Genomic DNA, 11,330 nt, shown 5'->3' with positions numbered 1-11,330 from the left:
GTCCCGTTTCACCGGGGCCCTCCGGGCGCTTCCCTTCGTTCTTGCGTTTCCGACTCTATCAGACTCTTTCGTGTCCGATTCCCGGTCGAAGCGGGGCCCCCTGCGAAGCAGGAGAATTGTTACTGCGCTTTCCAGTTCTTCGCTTTCGCGTTTCCCTTTCCGGCGATTCCGACTCTATCAGCCGTTTTCCATTTCCTTGACCAGCTCCTGCAGACATGCAGAATGAGGCTCAGGTTGAAAGTTTGGTGTGAGAGTCGCCGCCGACCCCCGACTCGAGGTCGTGTTGGGGCCAGGCAGGATTACGACAGTACAGGCCGCTGTGGGGCGAGGCAAATCGTTCGCGGTGTACCCCTAGGTCTGTCAACCGGTAGCTCTCGGGCGGAACCGTGACTTCATATGACTTACGCTGCTGATCAGTACGCCGTCCCCATCGGTCGGTACGGCGACAACAGACGAAGCTCCACCCCTGGGAGGCTCCCCATGACCACAGTGACGTCCCCGCTTGTCGGCCGCGCCATCGGACTCACCGCGGTTCCCGACCCGGTCTTCTCCGGCGCCATGGTTGGTCCTGGTACCGCCATCGACCCCGTGCGCGAGCCCTCCGAGGCCGTCTCTCCGGTCGACGGCATCGTCGTCTCCCTGCACCCCCACGCCTTTGTCGTCGTGGACGACGAGGGACACGGTGTGCTGACCCACCTCGGGATCGACACCGTCCAGCTCAATGGCGAGGGCTTCGAGCTCCTCGTGAACAAGGGGGACACGGTGACCCGTGGTCAGGGCATCGTGCGGTGGGACCCTGCCGCCGTCGAGGCGGCCGGCAAGTCGGCGATCTGCCCGATCGTGGCGCTCGAGGCCACCGCCGAGTCCCTTTCCGAGGTGCGCGAGGACGGCGACGTGAAGGTCGGAGACGCACTGTTCGGCTGGCAGTAACACCTTTGGTGCAGTAACTGCCAGTGGGCATTCACCGCGGTGGCACAGCCGCCGCACAACCGGAGACGGGTGAAATGGAGACAACGCTGCGAGGCGTCGGCGTGAGCCACGGTGTGGCGATCGGCGAAGTTCGGCACATGGGTACGGCGGTGCTGGAGCCGCCCGCCAAACAGATTCCTACGGAGGAGGCAGAGCGCGAGCAGGGGCGCGCCCGCCAGGCCGTGGAAGCTGTCGCGGCCGACCTGATCGCGCGAGGCAATCTGGCCGGCGGCGAGGCCCAGCACGTGCTCGAGGCCCAGGCCATGATGGCGCAGGACCCGGAGCTCATGGCCGATGTGGATCGCCGCATCGCGGTCGGCAGCACCGCGGAGCGTGGGGTCTACGACGCATTCGCCTCCTACCGGGCTCTGCTGGCCAACGCCGGGGAGTACCTGGCGGGCCGCGTCGCGGACCTCGACGATGTGCGGAACCGGATCGTCGCGCGGCTGCTCGGCGTTCCGATGCCGGGTGTTCCGGACAGCGACGAGCCGTACGTACTGATTGCGCGCGACCTGGCCCCGGCCGACACGGCCCTGCTGGACCCGGCCCTGGTGCTCGGGTTCGTCACCGAGGAGGGCGGTCCGACGAGTCACAGCGCCATTCTGGCGCGGGCACTCGGAGTTCCGGCCGTCGTTGCTCTCCCGGGAGCCGGGGAGATCGCCGAGGGCACCGTCGTCGCGGTGGACGGCAGTACCGGTGAGGTCTTCGTCGAGCCGAGCGACGAGAAGCGCGCGGAGATGGAGAGCGCCGCGGCGGCCCGCAAGGCCGCACTGTCGGCCACGACCGGTCCCGGTGCCACGTCCGACGGCCACAAGGTCCCGTTGCTCGCCAATGTCGGCGGTCCCGCCGACGTGCCTGCGGCGGTGGCGGCCGGCGCCGAAGGCGTCGGGCTGTTCCGTACCGAGTTCCTGTTCCTGGACGACAGCAAGCAGGCGCCCACCGAGGCGAAGCAGATCGCGGCCTACCGTGCCGTGCTCGAGGCGTTCCCCGAGGGGCGCGTGGTCGTGCGGGTGCTCGACGCCGGTGCGGACAAGCCGCTGGACTTCCTGACCCCGGCGGACGAGCCGAACCCGGCGCTCGGTGTCCGTGGGCTGCGCAGTCTGCTGGACCACCCCGATGTGCTCCGCACGCAGTTGACCGCCCTGTCCAAGGCGGTCGAGGGGCTGCCCGTCTACCTCGAGGTCATGGCCCCGATGGTGGCCGACCGTGCCGACGCGAAGGCGTTCGCGGACGCGTGCCGTGAGGCCGGACTGCAGGCGAAGTTCGGTGCGATGGTGGAGATTCCCTCCGCCGCGCTGCGGGCTCGCTCGATCCTGCAGGAGGTGGAGTTCCTGTCGCTGGGTACCAACGACCTGGCGCAGTACACCTTCGCGGCCGACCGGCAGGTCGGCGCCGTCTCCCGGCTGCAGGACCCGTGGCAGCCGGCGCTGCTGGACCTCGTCGCTCTGTCGGCCGACGCCGCCCGGGCCGAGGGCAAGAGCTGTGGTGTCTGCGGAGAGGCTGCCGCGGACCCTCTGCTGGCCTGTGTGCTGACCGGTCTGGGTGTCACCTCGCTGTCCATGGGTGCCGCTTCCATTCCCTATGTGCGCGCCACGCTGGCGAAGTACACGCTCGCGCAGTGCGAGCGGGCCGCTTCCGCCGCTCGTGCGACGGACTCCGCCGAAGAGGCGCGGGTCGCGGCGCAGGCGGTCCTGTCGGGCGAGTAGCACCGCCGGACTCGCGCGGTCGGTTGTGAAGGGGTTCCCGCCCTACAGGCGGGAACCCCTTCGTTCATTCCGTCAGTGGTGCCTCTCCGGCTCGTCGGCGCCCAGGTCGAAGCCTGCGCAGTACTCCACGTTCGACTCCGGTGAGACCGGTTCGCCCGTGTCCGCGTCGGTGCAGTAGGCGCTGAAGACCTCGCCCGCGGTGAGCGGGACGAGTCCGCCGCGGATCAGGCGCCAGCCGTACACCCGGTCCGGAGCGTCGGCGGCGCTGGTGCGCAGCACCACGCCTCCCCGTGTCTCGAGAGCGATGCCGACGGCGAGAACGGTGGCGAACTCCGCCCCTTCCGAGGATTCGAGGTGCGCCGGACCTTCGGGGTGCCTCGTCGTATGGAGCACGGCGAGGAGCTGTTCGCTTTCCGTGGGTGTGCTGCAGACCGCGTGGTGGGTACCCGGTCCCGCTGTCTCCAGCAGACGCATCAGCAGGTGGGAGGCCCGGTCGAAGGCGGCCCTGCCGATGTCCTGTCCGCAGTCCGCGCACTCTCCGAGGTCTGCCAGGAGCATCGTGGCGTACTCCCAGGTCGCCCGGCGGACGGCGCGCGAGACGAGGAGCGGGATCAGGGCGTCGATGGGCTGGCCGGTGTAGGTCACGGTGGCCCCGGCGGCGGCGATTTCGGCGGTGAAGCGGCTGCGGTTCGTGCGGTCGTCCGGATCGAGGTCCGCATCGGTGCAGAACTCCGCGTAGTCCTCCGGGTCGAAGAGGGCGACCGTGGTGTGCATCCCCTGCGCCGCAAGGGTTTTGAGGAGGCCTTCGACCTGCTCCAGATAGACGGAGTGGTCGTCGAAGGTGAAGCTCCGGTAGTGGCGCATCGCCGCGAAGTCCTCGGCGTCGACCAGGAGGCCGACGGTGTTGGGTGCTTCGCGGCGCAGCGCGCGTCGCATGGATGTGCCGGAGCGGTGGTGGGTGCGTTTCGTCTGCTTGATGTGCGCCATGAGTCCCCCTGTGCACTGTCGATCGATGCTCACTCAGCGTAATCAGGGGGACTGACAACGGTGCCCTCAGTGACCGGGTCAGCGGCGTTCGCGGGCGAGGTTCTCGTAGAAGTGGAGGAGTTCGAGGTTGTCGATCGAGCCGGGGTTGACCGCCTTGGACAGGGCCGTGCCCTGCAGGAGGCGCTTGACCGGAACCTCGATGCGTTTGCCGGTGAGGGTGTGCGGGATGCCGGGGACTTCGATGACCTCGTCCGGGACGTGACGTGGGGAGAGGTTCTCGCGGATCGTCTGCTTGATGCTGTTGCGGAGGTCGTCGTCGAGCGCGGCGCCTTCGGCGAGGTGGACGAAGAGCGGCATCCAGTAGCCTCCGTCCGGCTCCTCGATGCCGATGACGAGGGACTCGCGGATCTCGGGGAGCCGTTCGACGGCTTCGTAGATGTCCGCGGATCCCATCCGCACCCCCTGCCTGTTGAGGGTGGAGTCGGAGCGTCCGTGGATGATGACCGAGCCGTGGGCGGTGAGGGTGATCCAGTCCCCGTGGCGCCAGACGCCGGGGTACATGTCGAAGTAGCTGTCGTGGTAGCGGCTGCCGTCGGGGTCGTTCCAGAAGTGGATCGGCATGGAGGGCATGGGGCTGGTGACGACGAGCTCGCCGACCTCGCCGGTCAGCGGCTTGCCCGCGGGGTCCCAGGCCTGGAGGTCCGTACCGAGGCAGGGGGCCTGCAGTTCGCCGATGTGGACCGGGAGGGTGGGGACCGCACCCGCGAAGCAGCTGCAGACGTCCGTGCCGCCGCTGACGGAGGCGATCCACAGGTCCTCGGCCACCTCGTCGTGGAGCCAGCGGAAGCCGTCGGGCGGAAGCGGGGAACCGGTGGTCGCGACGCATTGGACGCGGCTGAGGTCATGGTCGCGGCCCGGGTGGATTCCGGCCTTGCGGCAGGCCATGACGTAGGCCGCGGAGGTACCGAAGAGGGTCGCTCCGGTCTGTTCGGCGACCCGCCACTGGGCACTGACGTCCGGGTATCCGGGGCTTCCGTCGTAGAGCACGACCGTGGTCCCGGTGAGCAGGCCGGAGACGAGGAAGTTCCACATCATCCAGCCGGTGGAGGTGTACCAGAAGAAGCGGTCGTCGGGACCGAGGTCGCAGTGCAGCCCGATCTGCTTGAGGTGTTCGACGAGGATGCCGCCCTGGGACTGGACGATCGCCTTGGGAAGTCCGGTGGTCCCGGAGGAGTACAGCACCCAGAGCGGGTGCTCGAAGGGGACCTGCTCGAAGACCGGTTCGACGTCCGCGGCGGTGAGGGCGGACCACTCGAGGGCTCCCTCGGGCGCGTCCGTGCCGAGGAGGGGGATGTGGACGACGGCGCGCAGGGTGGGGAGTTCGCGTCGGAGCTCCGCCACGGTGTCGGTGCGGTCGTGCTCCTTGCCGCCGTAGCGGTAGCCGTCGACGGTGAACAGGACGACGGGTTCGACCTGCTGAAAGCGGTCGAGGACGCTGCGCGCGCCGAAGTCGGGGGCGCAGGAGGTCCAGACTCCGCCGACGGCAGCCGTGGCGAGGAAGGCGACGACCGCCTGCGGAATGTTGGGCAGGTACCCGCTGACGCGGTCGCCGGGTGTGACGCCGAGGGCGCGCAGCTCGGCCGCGAGGGAGCCGACCTGGCTGCGGAGCGACGACCAGCTGATGGGGATCTGTGTGTGGGTCTCGTCGACGTGGAGCAGTGCCGGGGCGTCGGCGCGCAGGGGGTCGTCGGCGGTACGCAGCGCGTGTTCGGCGTAGTTGAGGGTGGATCCGGGGAACCACTGGGCGCCGGGCATGGCGCGGTCGCCGATGACCGTCTCGTACGGGGTGGAGAAGCGGACGTCGAACCAGTCGGTGACTGCCTGCCAGAAGGTGTCGAGCTCGTCGACCGACCAGCGGTGCAGTGCCTCGTAGCCGCCGTCGGCCGGGGCTCCGTACCGCTCTGCCGCCCAGCGCTGGAAGCGGGTGACGGCCGCGGCCTCGATACGTTCGGGGTCGGGCTGCCAGAGGGGGGCTTCGCCGGCTGCTGAGGTCATGGGGTGGCTCCCTGGCCTTTCTCGGGTACGCGGGGTGTGCGTGCGTCGCGCGCACGGGCTGGGGTGTGCGCGTGAGCGGCATTCACGGACGATGCCATGTGATCGTCTTTCGCACCAGGGTCCCCCGGCCATGGTTGCGGGTACGGCAGTGTGGTCCGGCCACAGGTGAACGGAAGCTGAACGGACCCCGTTCGCCGCCGGCCGGGTGGCAGGGTGGCCTGCATGGATGGTCGTGACCTGGTGCGCGCGGTGAAGATGGTCGGTTCTGTGCAGGGAATGCGCGCGGTGCGCTCGGCCTGGCGGCGACGGCGGGCGGACGCGCGGGCGTTGCCGCCGCGGGGGCCGGAGCGGGCTCGGGTTCCCGGCCTCCTGGTGGGGGCCGAGCCCGGACCGGGCGGGGGTGTCGTGAGATTCGCCCGTTCGGAGTTGCGCATCCGTGTGGCTGTCGGTGGCGCGGTGTTCTGGTCGTGGGACGGCGCGGAGTCGCTGCCCTCCTACGCGTTGCCGGGAGCGGCGCCGGAGCCGGATCCGCGGGCGTCGCTGGAGCCGGACAAGGACGGCGGCTGGCAGGTGGTGTCGGAGCGGCTGACGGTGGCGGTGTCGCGGCACGGGGCGGTGGAGCTCCGTACGCCGGGCGGTGTGGTGCTGCGCCGGGAGCTGCCGCCGCGGTGGTGGGAACCGGTGGGCGGGGGCGCGGCGCGTTGGGTGCAGCGCTCCGAGGTGCCTGCCGACGCGCGCTTCTTCGGACTCGGCGGGCGTGCGGGCGGGCCTCGGCTGCGTGGGGGGACGTACCGGCTGTGGAACACCGATCCGGGTGGTCGCTTCGGTCCGGGGGACGATCCGTTGTATCTGACGATGCCGGTGCAGTTGGTGGTGTCGGACGCGGGGACGCATCTCGCCTTCCACGACAACACCTGGGCGGGTCGGGTGACGCTCCGGGAGGGTGAGGAGGGTGCGGGGTCCGGGCACGACCGGCCGGGTACGTGTGAGGTGCGGATGGAGGGCGGTCCGCTGCGCTGCTGGGTGGTGGCGGGTACGCCGTCCAGGGTGCTGCAGGGCTGGACGGCGCTCACCGGTGCGCCCGCGCTGCCGCCCTCGTGGGCCCTGGGTCCGCAGCACGCCAGGTGGGGGTTCGCCGGCGAGGACGAGGTGCGGCGGATAGTGGCGGGGTACCGGGAGCGCGGGCTTGCGCTGTCGGCGGTGCACCTGGACATCGATCACTACGACGCGCATCAGGTCTTCACGGTCGACCGTGAGAGGTTCCCCGATCTGCCCCGGCTGGCCAAGGAGTTGCGTGCGGACGGGGTGCGCCTGGTGTCGATCGTCGACCCGGCGGTGAAGGCCTCACCGGGCAACGCGGTTTTCGACAGCGGCCGGGAGGTCGGCACGGCGGGTGCGTTCGTCCGGGATCCCGAGGGGCAGCAGGTGCGCGGTGAGGTGTGGCCGGGTGAGTGCGTCTATCCGGACTTCACCGATCCGCAGGTGAGGCAGTGGTGGGGGACGCTGTACGAGGAGCGGCTTGCCCAGGGGTTCTCCGGGGTGTGGCACGACATGAACGAGCCGGTGGCGTTCACGGGATTCGGGGACCCGTCGCTTCCGCGTTCGTCCCGGCACGCGCTGGAGGGCCGGGGCGGTGACCATCGTGAGGCCCACAACGTGTACGGCCTGACGATGGCGCAGGCCGGGTACGAGGGGCTGCGCCGGCTGCGGCCCGACGAGCGGCCGTTCCTGTTCTCCCGTTCCGGCTGGGCGGGGATGCAGCGGTACGGGGGCACCTGGTCCGGTGACGTGGCCACGGGGTGGCCCGGGCTGCGTGCCTCGCTGGCCCTGGTGCTGGGTCTCGGGCTCTGCGGGGTGCCGTACTCGGGGCCGGATGTGGGCGGGTTCGACGGATCGCCGTCGCCCGAGCTGTATCTGCGCTGGTTCCAGCTGGGCGCGTACCTGCCGTTGTTCCGTACCCATGCGGCCATCGATGCGGGGCGGCGGGAGCCGTGGGAGTTCGGGCCCGAGGTGCTCGCTGGCGCGAGGGCCGCGCTGGAGGAACGGGAGCGGCTGCGCCCGTACTTCGTGACGCTGGCGGAGCTGGCCCGGCTGACGGGTGCGCCGTACGTGCGGCCGTTGTGGTGGGGGGCTTCCGGGGACCGGGCGCTGCGGGAGTGCGAGGACGCGTTCCTGCTGGGCGACGCACTGCTCGTGGCGCCGGTGCTGGAGTGCGGGTCGGACCGCCGGGCGGTCCGGCTGCCGCGGGGCCGTTGGTACGACACGGCGACCGAGGAGGTGTACGAGGGGCCGGGACAGGTTCTGCTGGATGCGCCGTTGTCCCGGATTCCGGTTCTTGCGCGGGCCGGGGCGGTGCTGCCGGTGCGGGGTGCGGACGGGAGCACGGAGCTGGAGGTGTGGGCTCCGGCGGCGGGGCGCACGGGTGGCGGGCTGGTGGCCCGCGATGTGGGCGACGGGTGGACGCGGTCCGAGGTGGAGCGGTTCACGTCACGGCTCGCGGGCGGGCGTGTAGTGGTCGAGCGGGACGGTGAGGAGGACCTGGTGACGTATCAGGTACGGGTGCGGGGGTTGCGGGCGCCCACGGGCCCGGGTCAGTTGCCGTAGCTGCCGGCGAACCAGGAGCGTACGGCCTGGGTGTGCAGCGGGAAGGCGAGCTCTGCGGGGGCGCGCAGGACCGTGAACCCCGAGGTCTCGTCCGTCGGTACGGATGGCGGCAGGTCCGCTTCGGGGCGGGGCGGGAACAGGCCGAAGAGGAGGAGATGGCCGTCCGGGGAGCTCAGGGCGTCGGCGAGACGGACGTCCGTCCCGTCGGCCTTGATCCCGGTTTCCTCGCGCAGTTCCCGTACGACCGCGTCGTGCCAGTCCTCGGTCCGGTCGACGTACCCGCCGGGCAGGGCGATGCCGCCCAGTTGCGGCGGGATGGTGCGGGTGATGACGACGAGTCCGGTGCCGCGCGGGCCGGTGACCGGCAGGAGGGCGACGGCGACGGGCAGCGGGTTGCGGTAGGCGGTGGCGCCGCACGCGGGGCAGGTACGTGGCCAGGGGATGGGCACCGACGGGTCTGCGGAGTACGGGGCTCCGCAGGTACTGCAGTGGGAGTCCTTCACGGGCGGACTGTATCCGATCGCTCTTCTCCTCGGCCCCCGAGCTGGTGGACGATGTGCCCATGACAGGAATCGCTCACGCCCTCCGCGCTTCGGCCGCCGCTGCCGCCGCCCTGCTCGCCGTGACCGCTGCCGCTCCGGTGGCCCGGGCCGAGCCCGAACCCAAGGCTCCCCCGGAGTTCGTCGACCTGCGCTCCGTCGATCCCACGATCATCACCGAGATGCGCTACAACACCGCGCACACCTTCATGGGCGAGCGGGTGGAGGGGTACCGGCAGCCCGTCTGCATCCTGACCCGGCCCGCGGCACGGGCGCTGCGCACCGCCCAGCGGAGCCTTCTGCCCCAGGGCTACTCGCTCAAGGTGTACGACTGCTACCGGCCGCAGCGCTCGGTGGACCACTTCGTGCGCTGGGCGAAGGATCTCGACGACCAGACCATGAAGGGCGAGTTCTATCCGCTCGTGGACAAGACCCGTCTGTTCGAGGACGGATACATCGCGGAGAAGTCCGGTCACAGCCGGGGCAGCACGGTCGACCTGACGCTGGTGAAGCTTCCCGCCCTGCCGACCAGGCCCTACGTGCCGGGCGAGCGGCTGGCGCCGTGCTACGCGCCGGCGGACGAGCGTTTCCCGGACAACTCGGTTGACATGGGGACGGGTTACGACTGTTTCGACACCTTGTCGCACACGGACGACCCGAGGGTGCAGGGGATACAGCGCACGAACCGGCAGTTCCTGAAGACGACGCTCACCGGTCTCGGCTTCGTGAACCTGGCCGAGGAGTGGTGGCACTACACCTACAAGCCGGAGGTCTTCCCGGACACGTACTTCGACTTCCCGGTGAGCAGGCGGTCCGTCGCGGGTCACTGAGGGCCTCGCGGGCGAGAAGAGCGGGCGACCGGGACCACCCCCGTGGGCTCCGGCCGCCCGTTCTCCTTATCGGACGCGGAACTGCCGTATCCGGTTGCCACGTGAGCCATTACGGTGCCTTTATGTCACAGCAGACGTTCAATTCGTATGAAGAGTTCTGGCCCTACTACGTCGCGATGCACTCCAGGGCGGCGACGAGGTGGGTCCATCTGACGGGAACGCTGACGGGTGTCGCCGTCACCGCCTACGGACTGGCGCGCGGCCGGAAGCGCTACCTCGCGGCGTTGCCCCTGATCGGGTACGGCACCGCCTGGCCGGCGCACTTCCTCATAGAGAAGAACAATCCCGCCACGTTCGGGCACCCCGCATGGTCGCTGCGCGGCGATGTGCAGATGATCCGCATGATGCTCGCCGGACGCGACGGGGAGCTGGCCGAGACGGCCGCCAAGTGGCTCGCCGAGAACCCCTGACAGCAGGGTGCGCACGGGGGTTGACGGTCCGTCACGGCGGGTGAAGACTCCTCCCACGGCCGCTGTCGGCCGGCACCGTACGCGCGGCCCGTACCCCGGTCGGCGGGGGTACGGGCCGCGTTCAGTGCTGTCACCGGGCCGTCAGGTCGTGGCAGGTTCCCGGAGCCCGTCGGCCCGCGCCATCGCATGTTCGACGACGGCCACCAGCACGTCCCGTACGGACGCCCGGTCGCGCGCGTCGCACAGGAGGACCGGTACCTCGGGGTCGAGGTCGAGTGCCGTCCGTACCGCTTCGTTGGGGAACTGTTCGGCCCCCTCGAAGAGGTTGACCGCGACGGTGAACGGGATCCCGCGGCGCTCGAAGTAGTCGACCGCCGCGAAGCAGTCCTCCAGCCGGCGGGTGTCCGCGAGGACGACCGCCCCGAGCGCACCCTGGGCCAGTTCGTCCCACAGGAACCAGAACCGGTCCTGTCCGGGTGTCCCGAACAGATAGAGGACCAGGTCCTCGCGCAGGGTGATCCGCCCGAAGTCCATGGCCACCGTGGTGGTGCTCTTGCCCTCGACACCGGCAAGGTCGTCGACGGGACGGCCCGCCTCGCTCAGCCTCTCCTCCGTACGCAGCGGTCTGATCTCGCTGACCGCCCCCACCAGGGTCGTCTTGCCCACGCCGAAGCCGCCCGCCACCAGGATTTTCAGGGTAACGGGCTCAACGGGCCGCTTTCTGCGGCTAGAGCGCCCGAAGGCCATTGATCACCTCGCGAAGAATGTTCACATCCGGCAGCTCGGCCGGCGGAACGGGACGGGTGACATGCACCAGTTCGTCTTCGACGAGGTCACCGACCAGGACCCGGACCACCCCGACGGGGAGGTCCAGTCCGGAGGCGAGCTCGGCGATCGACTGGGGCATGTCGCTGCACAGTTCAACGATCTCCACGTGTTCCGGGGAGAGCGTCTGATCGCGGCCCGGATCGTCGGCCGCGGGGTCGAGGACGACGATCGCGATCAGGTCGAGACGGTGACGGGACGCGCTGCTGGTACGCCCCCGGGTCATCGCGTAGGGACGGACGACCGGACCTGCTTCGGCGTCGTACCAGCGCGAGGAACCCGCATCGGTGGGAGCGGGCGTTGATCCGGAGGCGGTGCCCCGGACGGAGTCAGCGCTCATGCCGT

At 70.2% G+C, this 11,330-nt stretch carries 10 protein-coding genes; 5 read left to right on the top strand and 5 right to left on the bottom strand.

The window, feature by feature from the left end:
- Positions 1-480 precede the first annotated feature (480 nt).
- Complete coding sequence (locus ACFQ6X_RS20830; protein ID WP_383183442.1) at positions 481-930, top strand: PTS glucose transporter subunit IIA; 450 nt, start codon at positions 481-483, stop codon at positions 928-930.
- Positions 931-1,004: 74 nt separating this feature from the next.
- On the top strand, positions 1,005-2,675 hold the full coding sequence (gene ptsP, locus ACFQ6X_RS20825; protein ID WP_383183440.1) for a phosphoenolpyruvate--protein phosphotransferase: 1,671 nt from the start codon (positions 1,005-1,007) through the stop codon (positions 2,673-2,675).
- 72 nt (positions 2,676-2,747) lie between these two features.
- Here ptsP and ACFQ6X_RS20820 read toward each other — a convergent pair whose 3' ends face one another.
- Both ACFQ6X_RS20820 and ACFQ6X_RS20815 read right to left on the bottom strand, forming a co-directional pair.
- Positions 2,748-3,662 carry a hypothetical protein gene (locus ACFQ6X_RS20820; RefSeq protein WP_383183438.1) on the bottom strand — a complete coding sequence of 305 codons (915 nt, stop codon included), beginning with the start codon at positions 3,660-3,662 and terminating at the stop codon, positions 2,748-2,750.
- 78 nt (positions 3,663-3,740) lie between these two features.
- Positions 3,741-5,717 (bottom strand): acetoacetate--CoA ligase, encoded by a 1,977-nt coding sequence (locus ACFQ6X_RS20815; RefSeq protein WP_383183436.1) that lies wholly within the window; start codon positions 5,715-5,717, stop codon positions 3,741-3,743.
- A gap of 222 nt (positions 5,718-5,939) precedes the next feature.
- Between ACFQ6X_RS20815 and ACFQ6X_RS20810 the strand changes: the two genes are divergently transcribed.
- Positions 5,940-8,321: a TIM-barrel domain-containing protein gene (locus ACFQ6X_RS20810; protein WP_383183434.1), complete on the top strand. Its 2,382-nt coding sequence runs from the start codon at positions 5,940-5,942 to the stop codon at positions 8,319-8,321.
- Here ACFQ6X_RS20810 and ACFQ6X_RS20805 read toward each other — a convergent pair.
- Positions 8,309-8,824: an NUDIX domain-containing protein gene (locus ACFQ6X_RS20805; protein ID WP_383183432.1), complete on the bottom strand. Its 516-nt coding sequence runs from the start codon at positions 8,822-8,824 to the stop codon at positions 8,309-8,311. The genes ACFQ6X_RS20810 and ACFQ6X_RS20805 overlap by 13 nt on opposite strands.
- A gap of 59 nt (positions 8,825-8,883) precedes the next feature.
- Between ACFQ6X_RS20805 and ACFQ6X_RS20800 the strand changes: the two genes are divergently transcribed.
- Entirely contained in the window at positions 8,884-9,690 is an 807-nt protein-coding gene (locus ACFQ6X_RS20800; RefSeq protein WP_383183430.1) for a M15 family metallopeptidase, read from the top strand.
- A gap of 122 nt (positions 9,691-9,812) precedes the next feature.
- Positions 9,813-10,160, top strand: a complete 348-nt coding sequence (locus tag ACFQ6X_RS20795; protein ID WP_383183428.1) for an Mpo1-like protein — start codon at positions 9,813-9,815, stop codon at positions 10,158-10,160.
- Positions 10,161-10,301: 141 nt separating this feature from the next.
- Here ACFQ6X_RS20795 and ACFQ6X_RS20790 read toward each other — a convergent pair whose 3' ends face one another.
- Both ACFQ6X_RS20790 and ACFQ6X_RS20785 read right to left on the bottom strand, forming a co-directional pair.
- Positions 10,302-10,907, bottom strand: a complete 606-nt coding sequence (locus ACFQ6X_RS20790) for an ATP/GTP-binding protein (RefSeq protein ID WP_383183426.1) — start codon at positions 10,905-10,907, stop codon at positions 10,302-10,304.
- Positions 10,888-11,325 carry a DUF742 domain-containing protein gene (locus ACFQ6X_RS20785; RefSeq protein ID WP_383183424.1) on the bottom strand — a complete coding sequence of 146 codons (438 nt, stop codon included), beginning with the start codon at positions 11,323-11,325 and terminating at the stop codon, positions 10,888-10,890. Before ACFQ6X_RS20785 ends, ACFQ6X_RS20790 begins: the two co-directional genes overlap by 20 nt.
- Positions 11,326-11,330 lie beyond the last annotated feature (5 nt).

This window comes from Streptomyces sp. NPDC056452 (genome assembly GCF_042796085.1).
Classification (GTDB): Bacteria; Actinomycetota; Actinomycetes; order Streptomycetales; family Streptomycetaceae; genus Streptomyces.
The sequence above is the reverse complement of the archived record's forward strand: the minus strand, read 5'-3'. Positions and strand labels throughout refer to the sequence as shown.